The organism is Pantoea sp. OXWO6B1, from assembly GCF_001641135.1.
GTDB lineage: Bacteria > Pseudomonadota > Gammaproteobacteria > Enterobacterales > Enterobacteriaceae > Pantoea > Pantoea allii.
In genome coordinates, this window is the sequence record NZ_LWLR01000001.1 from 1,945,589 (window position 1) to 1,964,042 (window position 18,454).

Here is an 18,454-nt window from a genome sequence, read left to right on the forward strand (position 1 = left end):
TGAAAGGCGCCCTAAAGGCGCCTTTTTGCTATGCGTAAAACGTGCAGGGTCGACTGAATCGCAAAGCGATTCAGGCTGATGCGTCAGCCTTAACCAGTGGGCGACCTCACCGTTAATGCCATAAAAAAAGCGCCCAACGGGCGCCTGTAGTCGTGGTGTTACTGCGAGTCGCTTAGCGCTGTATCGCTTGACCCGGCTCCAGATTGAACTGTTTTAACAGCGTTTCAAGCCGCAGTGCCTGATCTTCCAACGCCGTAGCGGACAGGGCAGACGCGGAGACCAGCGTGGCATTTTGCTGCGTGGTACTGTCCAGCTCCGATACTGCACGGGCAATCTGCTCAATACCGCGGCTTTGCTCGTCAGAAGCAGAAGAGATCTCACCGACAATGTGATTGACGCGGGAAATGGCATTCACCACCTGTCCCATTCTTTCACCCGCACGCGCCACACGATTGTTGCCCTCGGTAATCTGACCGACTGACTCACTGATCAGGCGTTCAATGTCTTTCGCTGCCTGAGCGCTTCGCTGCGAAAGATTGCGTACCTCACTGGCCACCACCGCAAATCCGCGTCCCTGTTCACCGGCACGCGCCGCTTCAACTGCCGCATTGAGCGCCAGGATGTTGGTCTGAAACGCGATGCTGTTAATGACGGCGGTGATTTCGGCAATTTTCTTTGAACTGGCCGAGATGTCGCCCATGGTTTGCACGACTTCGCTGACCGCGGCACCGCCTTGTTCAGCCTGCAGAGAGGCTTCAGCCGCTATCTGACTGGCATGGCGGGCGTTGTCGGCGTTGTGCTTAACGGTAACAGTCAGCTGCTCCATACTGGCCGCGGTCTGCACTACGGCCGCGGCCTGTTGCTCAGTCCGTGAAGAAAGGTTGTGATTGTCGCTGTTGATACTGCTCGCCGCCTGGGAGACGGTGAAGACGCTGTCGCGCACTTCCTGAATAATCGTCCGCAGACGGTGATTCATTGCCCCCATTGCCCCCGCCAGTTTGCCCAGCTCATCACGGCCGCCAGGCGTGATAGTGGCACTTAAATCACCGCTGGCGATGCGCTCTGCCAGCATCAGGTTTCTTCTCACCGGATGTGTAATCTGGCGGCTAATCAGCCAGGCGATCAGGATGCCCAGCAGCACCGCAATGCTCACCGTCAGTAGTGTCAGGTTGATAGCGCCGTTGGTCAGGCTGCTGTTTTGCGATTTCATCTGCTGCAGAATATTTTTGATAATGGCACTGCTTTTATCGCCGTCTGCTTTAACCGCGCTCTCCGCCACGTTGAGGGCACGAAAGCCCGCTGCATAACGCTCACTGAGTTGCTTGACGTCGAGAGTCGCGCTCCACAATGCATTCAACTGCGTCTGTGCTTCTGGCGGCAACTGCGGTAACAAGGCCGTGATGCTGGACTGAATCGCGTTGGATTGCTGTTGAAGCTGCACGTCTAGCGCGGCAGCATTAGCGGGATCGTAACGGAGTAACTGAAGCTGGTCGCGTAACTGGCTGATGGCAAGAAGTTGCTGGAACAGCACGCTGGCATCAGTCACCTGGGTCTTAATCAACGCTTCATACAGTGTTGACTGGCTTTGCATGTTGCGTTGATCAAGCTGTTTTCCCGTTGCCGCCAGCGCCTGCATGGCTTGCGTCATCGCGGTGATACTGCTCTGAAAGTGGCTGAGTTGGCTGGCGATATCCTGAAGCTGGGTTTGCTGTTCCGGCTGCCACGGGTACTGCTGAGCATCCTGGGTGAGCAGAGAGGCATGAGCAATGTAATCAGCCATGACTTTTCCCGCTTTTTCATCCCCATACAGCAGTTTCAGCCGGTTTATTTTTGCCTGGAATACATCGATGTTGATGTCGTAAATCACGTTGCTCTGTTCATAAACGTCATGGATGTTTTTAAAGCGTAATACGCTAATACTGCCCGATCCCACGACTAACAATAAAACGAGTCCAAATCCCAAACTGAGTTTATGCGCTATTTTTGTATTTTCTAACCGCAACGCCATGACTGCTGCCTCCTGCCCATGTCAACGATGTTAAGCCAAATTGGTTATCGGTTGCACGGCACAGGAGTTTAGTGAGGATGCGGTTATTTTTCTGATTATGCGTAATCGCAAAATCGCTGCGCGATCATCACAGGCTTTTCCAGATATGCATCACAGCATAGCTGCGCCAGGGGCGCCATTGCTGTGAACGCGCTTCTGCGGCCTTGGGCGTCAGGCCACCCAGGTTATTCCGTATGGCGATATCTTCTTTTGGAAAAGCATCCGGCCAGCGCAGAGCGCGCATGGCGATATAATGGGCCGTCCAGGGACCAATGCCCGGAAGTGCCACCAGACGCGCCATGATGTCATCAGGCGTGAGCGTGGCGTTAAACCGTAAGCTGCCCGCCACACAGGCGTCAGCGAAGGCCAGAATCGCTCTGGCGCGTGCGCTGACAATGCCAAGGCTGGCAATCTCATCGACCGTCGCCTGCGCAATGCGCTGCGGTTGGGCAGAGTAGCGAGACAGGTCCGCGAAAGGCGTCGAGCAAGGCTCACCAAACGCCTGGGCAAACCGGCTGCTGAGGGTTGTCGCTGCTTTAACGGTGACCTGCTGGCCCAGAATGGCGCGGACGCCCATTTCAACGCTGTCGAACGCACCGGGCACGCGCAGGCCGGGAAAGTCATGAAGGCTTTGTGCCAGCAGCGGGTCCTGCTGCAGGTGGGCAGCAATGCGTTGTGGCTGGGCGTTCAGGTCAAAAAGATCGCGCAGGCGGCGCAATAGTGCTGGAAGTACAGGCGTCAGAGACGGGGTGAACTCGACCTTGAGCGCCTGCTTAGCCGGAAGGTTCGACACGCTGACCCAGCCACGATATTGACCCAGCACGACCGTCCGGCGATAGGTTTGCCCCTCAACGCTCTCGATCTCTTTCATCAACCGTAACTGCAAAAAATCCAGCATCGCCTGCCAGTCGTAAGGCGGACGATAGCTGAGCTGTAACTGCATGGTATTGCCAGGCTGCTGAACGGACTGCGCAGCCGTTTTACGTAAAGCACCCGGCGTCATACGATAGCGGGCCTGGAACACGTCATTAAAGCGCCGCAAACTGCCAAAACCGCTGGCATAGGCAATATCGGTCACCGACAGGGTGGTTTCGGTCAGCAGCTGTTTAGCCAGTAACATGCGACGTGTCTGTTTAAGCTCCAGCGGGGTAACGCCCAGCTCCTGGTGCACAATCCGGCGCAGTTGACGTGCGCTGATGCCAAACTCGGTGGCGATATCGTCCAGCCCTGTATGCTCTTCCAGCAAACCTTCTTCGATGCGCTGCACCAGGCGATCGGCCACTCTGTGCGCATTGTCTACGGGCGCATTGCCCGGTGCCAGCTCAGGACGACAGCGCAGGCAGGGGCGAAAACGGGCTTTCTCCGCGGCTTCCGCGCTGCTGAAGAACAGACAGTTTTTTTTCATCGGCGGCTTAACCGGACATATCGGGCGACAGTAAATGCCGGTTGAGGTTACGCCAACAAAAAATACGCCGTCAAAACGCGTATCCCGCGACGTTAGCGCCTGGTAAGCCGTATCTGGATCAAACATGGTTTCTCTCCGGCAAATAGCGACAGCGTAGCGCTGGCAGAAAGGGTTGACTGGCTGTTTTCGGACAGCACATCAGTTTATTGTAATGACCGAAAACAGCCAGTTTAGCGCTAAAAAAATGCGATAATGCCAGACAGAATTGTGATGGGAGGAACCGCATGTATTACTGCAAACCTGTAACAACCCCGGTGGGAGAGCTGACGCTGATTGCCAGCGATCGTGGCCTGGCGGCTATTTTGTGGCAAGACGAAGTACGCAGGCATCCTCGCTTATCGCCCGTAGAGCGGGACGATAACCATCCGGTGCTTCAGGAAACGGAAACCCAGTTGCGCGAATATTTTGCGGGGACGCGCCAGCGCTTTACGTTGCCACTGGATTTCGCCGGCACGGCATTCCAGATAAAAGTGTGGCAGGCATTACTGAACATTCCTTTTGGTGAAACGCGCAGCTATCGGCAAATTGCCGAGCAGATTGGTCATCCTGCCGCGGTGCGCGCGGTGGGGGCAGCTAACGGTCAAAACCCGTTGTCGATTGTCGCGCCCTGTCATCGTGTCATTGGGACCAACGGCAAACTGACCGGCTTTGCAGGCGGGCTGGCGGTCAAAGCGTTTTTACTCCAGCTGGAAGCACCACAGCCGGGCCTGGTGGGGCTCTCTTCAACATGACCGCGAAATAAAACACGACACTCCGCCGCTTTTCCGCTATCGTGTTTAGCATATAAAACACGATGGCAGTATTTACGTCCTGTTAAGCCATAACCGGCGATTTTCGTTAATTTTACAGAACGAGAGCGGTGTCATGAGTACAATCTTCGATCCTGAAAACGCGGTTTATCCTTTTCCGCCCAAGCCTGCCCGGCTGAACGACGAGCAAAAAACCTTTTATCGGGAAAAAATCAAAGCGTTGCTGAAAGCCCGCAATGCCGTGATGGTAGCGCATTACTACACCGATCCGGAGATTCAGGCCCTGGCAGAAGAAACCGGCGGCTGTGTCTCTGACTCGCTCGAAATGGCGCGTTTTGGCAGCCATCACACCGCCAGTACGCTGCTGGTGGCCGGGGTGCGGTTTATGGGGGAAACGGCCAAAATCCTCAGCCCGGAAAAAACGGTACTGATGCCCACGCTGGAAGCCGAGTGCTCGCTTGATCTGGGCTGCCCGATTGACGAATTTAACGCTTTTTGTGATGCCCATCCCGATCGTACGGTGGTGGTGTATGCCAATACCTCGGCGGCGGTAAAAGCGCGCGCCGACTGGGTGGTCACCTCCAGCATTGCCGTGGAATTGATAGAACATCTGGATAGCCTGGGGGAAAAAATTATTTGGGCACCCGATCGGCATCTGGGGCGCTACGTCACCCAGAAAAGCGGCGCCGATGTTTTATGCTGGCAGGGTGCCTGTATTGTCCATGACGAGTTCAAAACCCAGGCACTCCAGCGGATGAAAGCGCTGTATCCCGATGCGGCGGTATTGGTTCATCCCGAGTCACCCCAGGCCATCGTGGATCTGGCCGATGCGGTTGGCTCAACCAGCCAGCTGATTCAGGCCGCCAAAACCTTGCCCCATCCCCAGATGATCGTCGCCACCGATCGCGGCATTTTTTATAAGATGCAGCAGGCGGTGCCCGACAAAATATTGCTGGAAGCGCCAACAGCCGGTGAGGGCGCCACCTGCCGCAGCTGTGCGCACTGCCCCTGGATGGCGATGAACGGCCTGAAAGCCATCGCCGATGCGCTGGAGTCGGGTGGTCAGGCTCATGAGATTCAGGTGGAGGCGGCCCTGCGGGAAGCCGCGCTGGTGCCGCTTAACCGTATGCTATCCTTTGCAGCAGACCTTAAACATAACGTGAAAGGAAACGCGTAACGCGCGTCGTTAACAGGTGCCTCATATGGATTTTTTTAGCACGCAGAATATTTTGGTTCACATCCCTCTTGGCGCCACGGGGTACGATCTGTCATGGATCGAAGCCGTCGGAACGCTCGCTGGCCTGCTGTGCATCTGGCTGGCCAGCCTGGAAAAGATCGTTAACTACGCCTTTGGTCTGATCAACGTCACGCTGTTTGCGGTGATCTTTTTTCAGATCCAACTCTACGCCAGCCTGCTGCTACAGCTATTTTTCTTCGCGGCCAATGTCTATGGCTGGTACGCCTGGAGTCGACAAACATCTGACAATCAGGCGGCGTTAACCATACGCTGGCTGCCGCGGACAAAAGCCATCGGCTGGGCTGTTGGCTGCGTCATCGCGGTGGCCTTAATGACGGTGTATATCGACCCGGTATTTGCATTTCTTACCCGAATTACGGTCGCCATTATGAACGCGGCGGGCTTTGCCGTGGCCATGCCGACACTGCAGCCGGATGCGTTTCCGTTCTGGGATTCCTGCCTGATGGTGCTGTCGATTGTGGCCATGGTGCTGATGACGCGGAAGTACGTGGAGAACTGGCTGCTGTGGGTGATTATCAACGTGATTAGCGTGATGATTTTTGCCCGCCAGGGGGTTTACGCCATGGCGCTGGAATATGCCATTTTGACGTTGATTGCGCTGAACGGCTCAAGGATGTGGATAATCAGCGCACGAAAACAGGGTTCTCGTGCGCTGTCTGCTCAGTGATGATGCGCGTGCTCACCGTGCTCGTGATGGTGGTGAGCACCCTCAATTACCGGCGTGTTCAGTGCGCAATCCGGTCCGACACAGGGCTGAAACTCCATCTGTACCGTCGCATGTTCAATCTGGTAATGGTCGTGCAGGTAAGTGTGAATGCGGCGCAGCAGGCCGTCATGATCCCGTGGCGGGATAACCTGCACGTGCAGCGTTAATACCGGCTTCTCGCCTACCTGCCAGACGTGCACATGATGAACATCGCGCACTTCGGCGATTTGACGCTTCAGATCGCGTCTGAGCTGATTCACGTCCAGTGAATCAGGTGCGCCTTCCAGCAGCTCGTGAAAACTTTCCCGCAGCAATGCCCAGGCGTTACGCAGTATCAGCAGTGACACCAGAATCGATAAAATGGGGTCAGCGGGCGTCCAGTTCGTGAGCAGAATGATCACCGCGGCAATGATGGCACCAACCGAACCCAGCAGGTCGCCCATCACATGTAAGGCTGCCGCCCTCACGTTCAGGTTCTTCTCTTCACTGCCGTGATGCAGCAGCCAAAACGAGAGAATATTAGCCAGTAAACCGCCAATGGCGATGCCCAGCATCAGGCCGCCGGTAATTGGCTGCGGATGGGAAAAGCGCTCAATGGCCTCCCAGACGATCAGCAGGGTGATCAGGATCAGGGCAATGGCGTTAACAAAGGCTGCCAGTGTGGTGAGCCGCAGCAGACCAAAAGTATGACGATCGCTGGGTTTGCGTTTAGCGAACTGGACTGCCAGTAAGGCCATCAGCAGCGCAGCGGCATCGGTCAGCATATGACCGGCGTCGGCCAGAAGGGCCAGCGAGCCAGAAATCCAGCCGCCAATGACTTCTGCCACCATAAAGAGGGCCGTCACGGCAAAGGCCGCCATCAGGCGCTTACGGTTGGTGTCATGACCGCTATGAGAGTGCGTGTGTGCCATATGTTTCCAGTTTGAGTAATAACCTGTCGGTCAATGATATCAGCAATTGCCACTCAGCGGAGAGAGCCTGATGTTGCTTCGCCTTGTCCGACAGCTGCTGACAAAGCGTTGCCCCTTCTTCAATACCTATCAAAAGCCAGCTTCCTTTCATACGGTGTGCTGACTCGGCTAACTGCATAGCGTCACCTGCCTGATGTGCGGCGTGCAGTTGTGCCAGGTCCTTCTCCAGGGTATCACGTAACGTTTTGCCCAGGCGGTTAAGAAATTTCTCGTTTTGCTGCGCCAGCTGCCACAGGTTGTCATCCAGTGATGCCAGTGGATCGTCATGAAAGGCCGTCAGCACCTCGCCGATATCCTGTAGCTGCACCGGTTTAATCAGCACGCGTTCATGCTCACCCAACTGCACGTTAAGTAACTGGGCATCGGCTGAACACAGCACCCGTAACTGCACGCCGCCGCGCTGACGCTGGCGACGACGCAACAGGCGCAACAGGAGCGTGCCATCAGGGCGCGGCATCATCTGATCGATAAACAGCAGGTCGTAAGGGCGCTGCGCATCGGCCAGCAGCAGGTCGCGACCCTGTTCAAAACAATCCGCCTGAATCGCGAAGCGGGCAAGCTGCTGCTCCATCACGATCAGGTTCGTAGGATGATCGTCTACCACCGCCACGCGCAGACCAGGAAAGCCCGGCAGGGCAGTTGGATCGCTATCCGGAAGCCGATCGCAGGGGATCAGCGGCAGGGTGATGGTCACCTCCGTGCCTTTGCCAGGCACAGAATGCAGGGAAATATCGCCACCCATGCGTTGCACCATCTCCCGACAAATAAACAACCCTAAACCGCTGCCCTGGACCGATACGGTTTTACCCGAGGGTGCCTGATACCAGGGATCGAACAGTTTAGGCTGCTCCTCCGGCGGGATTCCGCTGCCGTTGTCGCTGACGGTTAGCTGTAGCATGTCCGTGGCCGATAGCGTCAGACGAATCAGGCCCTGGCGGGTAAATTTAAATGCGTTGGTAATGAGATTGTTCACCACCTGCTGCAGGCGATCGGCATCCATCATCACCGCGTCAGGCAGTGGCGTGAGGGCTTCAACCTGCAGACGCGGACCGTCCGGGCGCATCAACGGATGATAAAAATGGCGCTGCTGCGCCAGCCAGGGGGCCAGCGCCAGCGGACGCGGCGACAGGGTAAAGCTGTTATTTTCAATACGGGCGTGATCTTGAAGATCGTTAAGCAGCGTCATCAGTGACTGCGCGCTACGGTGCAGAAGCTGCAGATTTTCACTGGATCGCTGCTGTTTTTCCAGCTCCAGCAAGCCCAGTATCGCCTGCATGGGCGTGCGCAGCTCGTGACTGACCGTGGCTAAAAACTGGCTTTTCATGGCGTTGGCGCGTTCGGCCTGCTCACGCTGTTGGCGATCGCGCCGCTGCTGCCAGTAACGTCGGGCAAGCAGCAGTAGCAAAATAATGATGGCAACACCGGCCGCCACCAGAACGGCTACCGGCAGGACGCGCATGGCGGTAACGCTGCCAGGCTGAGGTGGCATTGACCAGCGATCGCGCATCTGATTTTGTGTCTCAACGGGGATCTGCTGCAACGCGCGATCCAGCAGTGAACGCAGTACGGGTTGATCGGATGCGATGCCAACCGCAATGGGCCAGGCAATATCGCTGGCGGCAAAGGCCAGATGAATCTGCGGATCGTTACGACTGGCAATCCGCCAGCGCGCGGAAAGCACATTATCGACTAAGGCGTCAATCTGACCGGCTGCCAGCGCATCGTACAGGCTGTTTCGGTCAACATAACGTTGAACCTGCATATTCTCAGGGATAAGGCGTTGCGCCAGGTCATCCTGCAGAATACCTATGCGCTTGCCCGCCACATCGCTCCAGTGCGACCAGCCAGCTGGCTGGCGGATATAAATGCCCCACAGCGCGCGCCAGACGGGCAGGCTGGTGCTTTGGGTTTCGCCGTTAAGCGGCTGCATCAGCTGCAACATAACCTGATGCTGAGCCAGCAGGCTGGCAGCCTGCTGAGGGTTACTGACCCAGCGCGGGGTAAAACGTAATCCTGTGCTTTGGGCGATGGCGTTAAGCAGGTCGATCCCGTAGCCGCGGGCAGTGCCGTTACTGTCCCGGTAACTCCAGGGATAGTTATCCGCTTCAGCCGCGTAGGCAACGATTGGGTGGTTCGTCATCCACTCGCGCTCGCTGGCGCTGAGCATCAGGGTCTGCGTGTCCTGATAGCGGGGAAGGTTGCTGCTCCAGCGCGCCTGCAGGGTGCTCATCAGCTCAGCGGGAAGCTGGCGCAGGCTTTGATTCAGCCATTCGATAAGCGCCGGATCGCGTGCGACGGCGCGCAGGTTGAGCTGTCCGGCATCGATACCGGAGGCAATCTGATAAATTTGCCCCTGCTGTAACTGGCTTAGCAAGAAACCGGCGCTGGTTTCATCTGCCACCACATAATCGTTCTGCTGATTCAGCAACGTATAGAGCGCCTGAAGATCGCTGCCGTAGGTGCGCCACTGATGGCGGGCTGCCAGCGCCGGTGGCAGTTGTGCCAGCGTGAGTTGGCTGATTGCCAGTTGGGCATTATGACTGTTGAACATCACGGCACGCTGGTTCTGCTGGTTACGATAAATACGCAACGGGCTGCTAAACCAGCTGTCACTGGCCAGCGTATTCATGGCTAAAGGCGGGGCTATCATTCCCAACGCAAAATCAATCTGTCCGTCGTGCAGCGCGCGCAATAAGTCTGCCTGAGTGGCATATAAACGGAGCGTGAACTGCGCACCAGTTAACTGATGCAGCGCCGCCAGGTAATCGGCATCGATGCCATAAAGGTCTTTACCGACCAGCATCGTCCAGGGGGCGTTATTCTCCTCCAGCAGACCGACTCGCAGCACTTTGCCCTGCATCAGCTCAGCACCTTTCACCGGCATCATCATGGGCAAGTTGATGCTGCTGACCGGGCGCACGTCGCCGTAGGCCAGCGAGGTAAAGAGCAGCAGGAGCAGCAGCCAGCGTATCACTGCTGTGCTTTCCACAAATCGGCTAACTCAACCACAGAGTGGGCACCGGTCTTTTCCAGGATGTTCTTTTTATGGGTGCTGACGGTTTTGTTACTGATATGCAGTCGCTCGGCAATTTGCAGGTTGGATAATCCACTGGCCAGCAAAGCCAGTATCTGACGTTCTTTACTGGTTAACGGCAGTTCCGGCTCGTCGGGACAGTCGGGGAAGGTGGCATGTCCACCGAGCACCGCCAGAATCGCACTCAGCAACTGCTCCATGCGCTGGCTCTTCACCACATAGCCAGCGGCACCCAGCGCCTGGGCTCGCCTGACGTAGTGGCGGGTTTGCTGGGCTGAATAAATCAGAACCGGGCAGTCGGGTAAATGGATTTTCAGGCGGCGCAAGATCTCCAGCCCGTCACCATCGGGTAAGCCGATGTCCAGCACGATAATATCGGGTGGCAATTGCAGAAAAGGGCGGGCGGACTGTTCGCTGCTGGCGGAAAAAAGTTGCATGAGAATCGGTGATTTAGCCAACGCAGCTTCAAGTGCTACTTCAACCAGTGGATGATCGTCAATCAGAAGCAGTGAGGCCATGAACATTTCCCTGTTAATTTAACAGGCTCAGCATAGCGGAAGTTACGGCAGGATAAAATAAAGGAGAGCCAGGCTCTCCTTATCAACTCAACCGTCCGGTCTTACTGCGTGGTGCCGTCGGTTTTGGTATTAACGTGACCGCCACCTTTTTTGGTATGAACTTTTTTATTCATATCAGGGCATTTGCCGTCTTTACACTGGGTATTCTTATCAATCTCGTCAGCCGTCATATGTTTGCTGCTGGACGTGCTGTCAGCGGTCGGAGACGATTTCTCGGTGCCTGTGTTATTAATTTTGCTGTTATCGACTTTGTTCGGTGGCAGGTTCTCGTTAGCACCGCCAGCTACTGCGCCTGCGGCGGCGGCCTGGTTAGAGTTTCCGTTAGCAGCCATTGCTGCGCCACTGCCCAGAGTCATTGCTGCCGTCAGAAAAATTATTGCAAACTTATTCATCATTATGCTCCCGTTAATAAATGATATTTGCTGTCTCTAACCCGCTGCGATGTTTGGTTCAGAGAAAAAGCGCCCTGAGCGAAATAAAATTTCGCTGGTTAGCTTAAAGACAGGTATTAATAAAAGTAAGCCACCGTTCCTCAGTGGTTACCTTTAAAAGTCTAGACGCATAACCCATTTATGCAAATTTCACGCATACATTATACGTTCATCAGGAATTTACACCCCGTGCGCTTCGGGCTACATTGGCTGGGTTGTGTCCGGCGGGCGCCGGGCCAGAAATTATATGGAATGAGTATGAATTACCAGAACGATGATTTACGCATTAAAGCGATCAAAGAACTCCTGCCACCCGTAGCCTTACTGGAAAAATTCCCTGCAACCGACCGCGCTGCGCAGACCGTTTCGCAGGCTCGCCAGGCGATTCACCAGATTCTGAAAGGGGAAGACGATCGTCTGCTGGTGGTGATTGGGCCTTGCTCCATTCATGATACCGAAGCCGCACAAGACTATGCTGCGCGTCTGTTAACCCTGCGGGAACAGCTTAAGGGTGAACTGGAAGTCGTGATGCGCGTTTACTTCGAAAAACCGCGTACCACTGTCGGCTGGAAAGGGCTCATCAACGATCCTTATATGGATGGTTCCTTCCAGTTGAACGACGGCCTGCGTCTGGCGCGTAAGCTGTTGGTAGAGATTAACGATTCTGGTCTGCCTGCCGCTGGCGAGTTTTTGGACATGATCACGCCGCAGTACGTTGCCGATCTGATGAGCTGGGGCGCGATCGGCGCACGCACCACCGAATCGCAGGTTCACCGCGAACTGGCTTCTGGTCTTTCCTGCCCGGTCGGGTTTAAAAACGGCACGGACGGCACCATCAAAGTGGCGATTGATGCCATTAACTCCGCCAGTTCACCGCACTGTTTCTTGTCAGTCACCAAATACGGGCACTCTGCGATCGTGGAAACCCGCGGCAACGGCGACTGCCATATTATTCTGCGTGGTGGTAAAGAACCGAACTACAGCGCCGCGCACGTCAGTGCAGTTAAAGCCGGTCTGGAAAAAGCCGGTTTACCGCAGCAGGTGATGATCGACTTCAGCCATGCCAACAGCAGCAAGCAGTTTCAGAAACAGATGCTGGTGGCAGATGATGTGGCGCAACAGATGATCAATGGCGAGCGCGGCATTATCGGCGTGATGATTGAAAGCCATCTGGTTGAAGGGAATCAGAGCCTGGAAAGCGGCGAACCGCTGGTATACGGCAAGAGCGTGACGGATGCCTGTATTGGCTGGGACGATACCGAGAAGGTCCTGCGTCAACTGGCCCATGCGGTCAAACAGCGTCGCGGTTAACAGGGCGCAATAAAAAAGGGCCAGACAGTGTCTGGCCCTTTTCACAGAGAAGCAAAACTTACTTCGCTTTACCCTGATTCGCTACAGCTGCGGCTTTAGCTGCGATCTCGTCAGCATCACCCAGGTAGTAGCGTTTGATCGGTTTGAAGTTTTCATCGAACTCATAAACCAGCGGTACGCCGGTCGGAATATTGAGTTCAAGAATCTCATCTTCGCTCAGGTTGTCCAGGTATTTCACCAGGGCACGCAGTGAGTTGCCGTGTGCAGCAACAATCACTTTCTCACCGCTTTTGATACGCGGCAGAATGGATTCGTTCCAGTAAGGAATGACGCGTTCGATGGTCAGGGCCAGACTTTCGGTGGTCGGCAGCTGCTCAGGCTTCAGTGAAGCATAACGCGGGTCGTGTCCAGGGAAACGCTCATCGCTACGATCCAGCTCTGGCGGGGTTACCGCGAAGCCACGGCGCCACTGTTTTACCTGCTCGTCGCCGTATTTGGCGGCGGTTTCTGCTTTATCCAGACCCTGCAGCGCGCCATAGTGACGTTCATTCAGACGCCAGGATTTCTCAACGGGCAGCCAGGCCTGATCCAGCTCATCCAGCACATTCCACAGGGTGTGAATGGCGCGTTTCAGCACGGAGGTGTACGCGAAATCAAACACGAAACCTTCTTTCTTCAGCAGCTGTCCGGCTGCTTTAGCTTCGGTACGGCCCTTGTCAGAAAGGTCTACATCATACCATCCGGTGAAGCGGTTTTCGTTGTTCCACTGGCTTTCGCCGTGTCGCACCAGAACCAGCTTAGTTACAGCCATAGCTTAACTCCTTAATACTTGATGTTTCTGAGATAATGGAAACCTGCTGTCGCCAGCCCGTTGGCTGACCAATTGCGTTCTACCATAGCGGAAAACAGCGCACTGCGTAAGTCTGTCTGTGACGCACTGCGCGTTTTTCACCCGGTTGCTCAGCGTGGCGTAAAGCGATAGCGCGTGACGGATTCCCAACGATCTCCCGGCTGTAACCAGCAATCATCCTGTGGCCACTCGGGATGATTAGGTGAATCCGGTAAAAATTCACTCTCCAGCGCGATCCCCTGAAACGCAGTATAGCGTTCCTGCTCCCGGGCGCGCGTGCCGGCCAAATAGTTACCGCTGTAGAACTGCAATGCCGGCGCCGAGGTGGTGACGCTTAACTGCAGTTTACCGTCCTGCGACCACAACTCAGCAGCAGGCTGACTGTCATCGCCTGCGCTGTTGAGCAGGAAAGCATGGTCATAGCCTTTAACCGCCTTCTGGTCGTCATCGGCAAGAAAATCCTGCTCAATGCTTTTGGCCTGACGGAAATCGAAACTGGTGCCGTCCACCGCCTTAAGTGGTCCGTTGGGAATCCCCTCGCTATCCACGGGCAGGTAACGATCGGCGTGCAGTTGTAATCGATGCTGACGTGCATCGCCATGATGCGCGTCAAGATTAAAGTAAGCATGATTGGTCAGATTGACCGGGCAGGGCTGATCGCACTGCGCCTGATAGTGAATCGACAGGCAATTATCGTCATCCAGGACATAGCGTAAATCAGCAATAAGATTGCCGGGATAGCCCTGATCGCCATCGGGCGAGTCGAGTCGATAATGCACTTCACTTTCTGACTGGCTGACGATTTGCCAGCGGCGTTTATCAAACCCCTCAGGGCCACCGTGTAGCTGGTGGTCGCCCTGATTCGCGGCCAACTGCCGGCCTGTTTTAGCCAGTTTTGCGCTGGCGATACGGTTAGCATAACGGCCTACCGTGGCACCCAGATAGGCATCCTGATGCAGGTAATCGGAAGGCGTTGCGCAGCCAAGCAATGCTTCACGTACGTGACCATCCTGCAACGGCACCCGCGCCGATAACCAGGTCGCGCCCCAGTCCATAAAGGTGGCAATCATGCCATTGGCATTGCGCAGCACGGTGATGCGCCACGGCTGACCGTCCGGCGCATGGGAATTGACATCGCTTAACATTGGCCTGCTCCTTCTGATGCTTTACAAACGTAGAAGGTCTCCTTGATGCCCGTTTTGGCTTCATACTGGCTGGCGACGGCGGCCTGCACCTGATCCACCAGCTCAAGCGGCATCAAAGCAACAATACAACCGCCAAAACCGCCGCCGGTCATACGGACACCACCACGATCGCCGATCTCGGCTTTAACAATCTCGACCAGCGTATCGACCGGTGGCACGGTAATTTCAAAGTCATCACGCATTGATGCGTGAGATTCGGCCATCAGTTCGCCCATGCGTGCTAAATCACCACGAGAGAGCGCCTCGGCGGCCTCCAGCGTACGGGCATTTTCGGTGATGACATGACGTACGCGCTTAGCGACCTGGGGATCTAACTGAGATTCCGCGGCGTTAAACTCAGCGAGTTCGACATCCCGTAGCGCCTTTTTGTTAAAGAAGCGCGCGCCGGTTTCACACTGCTCACGGCGGACATTGTATTCGCTGCCCACCAGACTCCGGCGGAAGTTGGAATTAATGATAACCACGGCAATATCGTCCGGCATAGAAACCGGCCGGGTGCCGAGCGTCCGGCAATCCAGCAGCATGGCATGATCTTTTTGACCCAGCGCGGAAATCAGCTGATCCATGATGCCGCAGTTACAGCCCACGAACTGGTTTTCGGCTTCCTGACCGTTCACCGCAATCGCCGCACCGTCCAGCGCCAGGTTAAACAGCTGCTGGAAAACCGTCCCGACAGCCACTTCCAGCGAGGCAGAAGAGCTAAGGCCCGCACCCTGTGGCACGTTGCCACTGATCACCATATCGACACCGCTAAAATCCGGCGCGCGTTGCTGTAAATGCTTCACGACGCCGCGAACATAGTTCGCCCACATGGGTTCTTTTACGCTGGTAATCGGCGCATCCAGCGCAAAGGTGTCCTGCGCCTGATCGTAATCGACGGCGACGACACGAACCTGGCGGTCGTCACGCTTCGCACAGGCGATAACCGTTTGGTAATCGATGGCACAAGGCAGCACGAAACCGTCGTTGTAGTCGGTGTGCTCGCCAATCAAATTGACGCGGCCTGGGGCCTGAATCGCGTGGGTTGGCGCATAGCCAAAGGTTTCAGTAAAAACCTGCTGCGTGATGGTTTTTAAGCTCATTGTTGTGCCTCACGGAAATGAATATCGCTCACGGAACGCAGGCGTTCTGCTGCCTGTTCTGTGGTTAAATCGCGTTGGGTTTCAGCCAGCATCTCGTAGCCGACCATAAATTTGCGCACCGTTGCTGAACGCAGCAGCGGGGGATAAAAGTGGGCGTGCAACTGCCAGTGTTCATTGTCTTCACCGTTGAACGGCGCGCCGTGCCAGCCCATGGAGTAGGGGAAGGAGCACTGAAACAGGTTGTCGTAACGGCTGGTCAGGCGCTTGATGGCGTTAGCCAGATCGTCACGCTGCGCATCGGTCAAATCGGTCAGGCGCTTAACATGGGTTTTTGGCAACAGCAGGGTTTCAAACGGCCAGGCTGCCCACCACGGCACCACGGCCAGCCAGTGGTCCGTTTCTACCACGGTACGGCTGCCATCCTGCTGTTCACGCGCGCTGTAATCCATCAGCATCGGCGAGCCCTTTTGGGCAAAGTAGCGGCGCTGAAGATCATCTTCACGCTGGGCTTCATTAGGCAGAAAGCTGTTGGCCCAGACTTGTCCATGTGGATGGGGATTGGAGCAGCCCATGGCGGCGCCCTTGTTCTCAAAGACCTGTACCCACGGGTAGTGCTGACCCAGTTCTGCCGTTTGTTGTTGCCAGGTGCGGACGACTTCTTCCAGTGCGCTCAGGGACATTTCTGGCAGCGTTTTACTGTGATCGGGCGAAAAGCAGATGACACGGCTGGTACCGCGCGCGCTTTCGCAGCGCATCAACATGTCATCACTTTCTGGCGCGTCTGGCGTATCCGTCATCAAGGCCGCGAAGTCATTGGTAAAAACGTAGGTGCCTTGATAATCAGGATTCACATCACCTGTGACACGCGTGTTGCCCGCACACAGAAAACAGTCAGCATCGTGCGACGGCAGCGTATTCACCGCAGGCGTTTCCTGAGCACCCTGCCAGGGACGTTTGGCACGATGAGGAGAAACCAAAATCCACTGGTCAGTCAGGGGATTGTAACGGCGATGGGGATGATCGGCCGGGTTAAATTTTTCCATGTTGCATCCTGGTCAGCGTCAAAATAAAAAAAGGCATCGCTAAAACGTAGCACATCAGCCGCGTTGAAAACGTGATCCAGCCTGGATAAGTGGTATCGTTTACACAAGCTGAATATTCTTATTTAAAGGCGAAGTGGCACATTTCGCACATAAAAAGTGGGTTTAAATGGTAACGCTTACATTGTAGGGGAAACAACGCCGGGGTGACGGCGTTGATAAGGTCAAACGCTGTCCTGCCGGTAGCGATAACCGCCTTCGGGCTGCGCCACAAAATGCAGCCGGTGAGTAATACATTGGGGGGCATCTTCCGCATGGTGGGACACGAACAGCAACTGGGTTCGTCCTTCACCAATTAAGATATCGACAAAACGTCGCACTAACTGACGATTAAGCGGATCTAATCCCTGTAATGGTTCATCAAGTATTAACAGGGTAGGATGTTTAACCAGCGCCCGGGCGATTAACACCAGCCGTTGTTGTCCCCAGGATAAACCATGGAAGGGCATATCGCCCATCGCTGAATCCATACCCAGCAGCGCCAGCCACTGACGCGCCAGGGCCATTTGTCGATCGGAGACGGCCTGATAAAGCCCAATAGAGTCAAAAAAGCCGGATAAAATCACGGTGCGCACGTTGGCGCTCACCCGGTAATCAAGATGCAGGCTGCTGCTGACATAACCAATATGTTGTTTGATATCCCAGATGGTTTCCCCACTGCCACGGCGAAGGCCGAACAGAGTTAAATCATTGCTGTAGCCCTGCGGATGATCGCCGGTGACCAGGCTGAGCAATGTCGATTTACCCGCGCCGTTTGGCCCAATAATATGCCAGTGCTCACCAGCATTAACCTGCCAGTTAAGCCCGTCAATGATGCGCTGGTCGTTATAGGACACCACGCCGTTACGCAGGATGACCCGTGGCGCATTATCGGCCAACTGGGGAAGTGCATCCGCGACATCGGCCTCTGGCAGTGCCATCCCGTCCAACTGCTCACTGCGTGCCAGCTGTGCGACCAGCGCCTGCGCCAGAATCGCCTCGCGCGGCCCGACGTGCGTCAGGCTGCATTCGGCCAGAACGCCAACCTGGTCAACATAATTCGGAATATCGTCAAAGCGGTTAAGCACCAGCACCAGGGTAAAATCCGCCTGCTGCAGGTTATTCAGGGTGGCTGTCAGGTTGGCGCGTGAATCCACATCCAGACCGTCAAAAGGCTCATCCAGGATCAGCAGGTCAGGCTGCTTCATTAACGCCTGGCACAGCAACGTTTTACGCGTCTCACCCGTAGACAGGTATTTAAAACGGCGGTTAAGCAGGCCGGTGATACCAAACTGCGCCGCCAGGTGTTCACAGCGCGTCCTGTCTTTGACCTCATCCTGAATGATTTCAGCCGTGGTGCGGCCGGTGTCATCCTCACCCTCACTCAACAGATCGGTATTATTTCGTTGCCATTCATCGGCGACCAGCTGTTGAAGTTGCTCCAGAGACAGGCGGCTGGGACGCTGGAAATCACGCGTAACCTCACCTGACAGCGGCAGTAGCTCACCTGACAGGGCGCGGGCCAGCGACGATTTGCCGCTGCCGTTGGCCCCAACAAAGGCCCAGCGTTCACCGCGTTGCAGATGAACATCGGCCAGAGACAGCACCCGGGTATCATTAAGATGAAATATGCCTTGCGAAATTTGCAATGAAGCCATGATTCGTTCCATTTTTTGCAGCGTTAACCG

15 protein-coding genes are annotated in these 18,454 nt (G+C 55.5%); 4 read left to right on the forward strand and 11 right to left on the reverse strand.

The window, feature by feature from the left end; genetic code table 11:
- Positions 1-172 precede the first annotated feature (172 nt).
- Together A6A26_RS11330 and A6A26_RS11335 are read right to left on the reverse strand one after the other, a co-directional pair.
- Positions 173-2,008: a methyl-accepting chemotaxis protein gene (locus tag A6A26_RS11330; protein ID WP_063878803.1), complete on the reverse strand. Its 1,836-nt coding sequence runs from the start codon at positions 2,006-2,008 to the stop codon at positions 173-175.
- Positions 2,009-2,135: 127 nt separating this feature from the next.
- Positions 2,136-3,578: an AlkA N-terminal domain-containing protein gene (locus tag A6A26_RS11335; RefSeq protein ID WP_063878804.1), complete on the reverse strand. Its 1,443-nt coding sequence runs from the start codon at positions 3,576-3,578 to the stop codon at positions 2,136-2,138.
- Between the two features lie 158 nt (positions 3,579-3,736).
- Between A6A26_RS11335 and A6A26_RS11340 the strand changes: the two genes are divergently transcribed.
- From A6A26_RS11340 to pnuC, 3 genes are all read left to right on the forward strand, one after another.
- Complete coding sequence (locus A6A26_RS11340; RefSeq protein WP_063878805.1) at positions 3,737-4,243, forward strand: methylated-DNA--[protein]-cysteine S-methyltransferase; 507 nt, start codon at positions 3,737-3,739, stop codon at positions 4,241-4,243.
- Between the two features lie 133 nt (positions 4,244-4,376).
- A complete protein-coding gene (gene nadA / locus A6A26_RS11345) occupies positions 4,377-5,438 on the forward strand; it encodes a quinolinate synthase NadA (RefSeq protein WP_063878806.1) in 1,062 nt (353 codons plus the stop codon).
- A 25-nt stretch (positions 5,439-5,463) separates the two neighbouring features.
- A complete protein-coding gene (pnuC, locus tag A6A26_RS11350) occupies positions 5,464-6,186 on the forward strand; it encodes a nicotinamide riboside transporter PnuC (protein WP_063878807.1) in 723 nt (240 codons plus the stop codon).
- Here the strand turns inward: pnuC and zitB are convergent.
- The 4 genes from zitB to A6A26_RS11370 all read right to left on the reverse strand — a co-directional run bounded on the left by zitB (position 6,180) and on the right by A6A26_RS11370 (position 11,203).
- On the reverse strand, positions 6,180-7,136 hold the full coding sequence (zitB, locus tag A6A26_RS11355) for a CDF family zinc transporter ZitB (protein ID WP_063878808.1): 957 nt from the start codon (positions 7,134-7,136) through the stop codon (positions 6,180-6,182). The two genes, pnuC and zitB, sit on opposite strands and share 7 nt — an antisense overlap.
- A complete protein-coding gene (locus tag A6A26_RS11360) occupies positions 7,114-10,185 on the reverse strand; it encodes an ATP-binding protein (protein ID WP_063878809.1) in 3,072 nt (1,023 codons plus the stop codon). The genes zitB and A6A26_RS11360 overlap by 23 nt, the downstream gene beginning before the upstream one ends.
- Entirely contained in the window at positions 10,167-10,748 is a 582-nt protein-coding gene (locus A6A26_RS11365; protein WP_063878810.1) for a LuxR C-terminal-related transcriptional regulator, read from the reverse strand. The genes A6A26_RS11360 and A6A26_RS11365 overlap by 19 nt, the downstream gene beginning before the upstream one ends.
- A 101-nt stretch (positions 10,749-10,849) precedes the next feature.
- Positions 10,850-11,203: a YbgS-like family protein gene (locus A6A26_RS11370; RefSeq protein WP_063878811.1), complete on the reverse strand. Its 354-nt coding sequence runs from the start codon at positions 11,201-11,203 to the stop codon at positions 10,850-10,852.
- Between the two features lie 294 nt (positions 11,204-11,497).
- Between A6A26_RS11370 and aroG the strand changes: the two genes are divergently transcribed.
- Entirely contained in the window at positions 11,498-12,550 is a 1,053-nt protein-coding gene (gene aroG, locus A6A26_RS11375; RefSeq protein ID WP_063878812.1) for a 3-deoxy-7-phosphoheptulonate synthase AroG, read from the forward strand.
- A 58-nt stretch (positions 12,551-12,608) separates the two neighbouring features.
- On the opposite strand, the gene gpmA is transcribed toward aroG, so the two are convergent.
- The 5 genes from gpmA to modF all read right to left on the reverse strand — a co-directional run bounded on the left by gpmA (position 12,609) and on the right by modF (position 18,424).
- Complete coding sequence (gpmA, locus tag A6A26_RS11380; protein WP_063878813.1) at positions 12,609-13,361, reverse strand: 2,3-diphosphoglycerate-dependent phosphoglycerate mutase; 753 nt, start codon at positions 13,359-13,361, stop codon at positions 12,609-12,611.
- A 149-nt stretch (positions 13,362-13,510) separates the two neighbouring features.
- A complete protein-coding gene (gene galM / locus A6A26_RS11385; protein WP_063878814.1) occupies positions 13,511-14,545 on the reverse strand; it encodes a galactose-1-epimerase in 1,035 nt (344 codons plus the stop codon).
- Positions 14,539-15,687 (reverse strand): galactokinase, encoded by a 1,149-nt coding sequence (galK, locus tag A6A26_RS11390; RefSeq protein WP_063878815.1) that lies wholly within the window; start codon positions 15,685-15,687, stop codon positions 14,539-14,541. Before galK ends, galM begins: the two co-directional genes overlap by 7 nt.
- Positions 15,684-16,730 (reverse strand): galactose-1-phosphate uridylyltransferase, encoded by a 1,047-nt coding sequence (gene galT / locus A6A26_RS11395; protein WP_063878816.1) that lies wholly within the window; start codon positions 16,728-16,730, stop codon positions 15,684-15,686. The genes galK and galT overlap by 4 nt, the downstream gene beginning before the upstream one ends.
- A 221-nt stretch (positions 16,731-16,951) precedes the next feature.
- Positions 16,952-18,424, reverse strand: a complete 1,473-nt coding sequence (gene modF, locus A6A26_RS11400; protein ID WP_063878817.1) for a molybdate ABC transporter ATP-binding protein ModF — start codon at positions 18,422-18,424, stop codon at positions 16,952-16,954.
- Between the last annotated feature and the right edge of the window lie 30 nt (positions 18,425-18,454).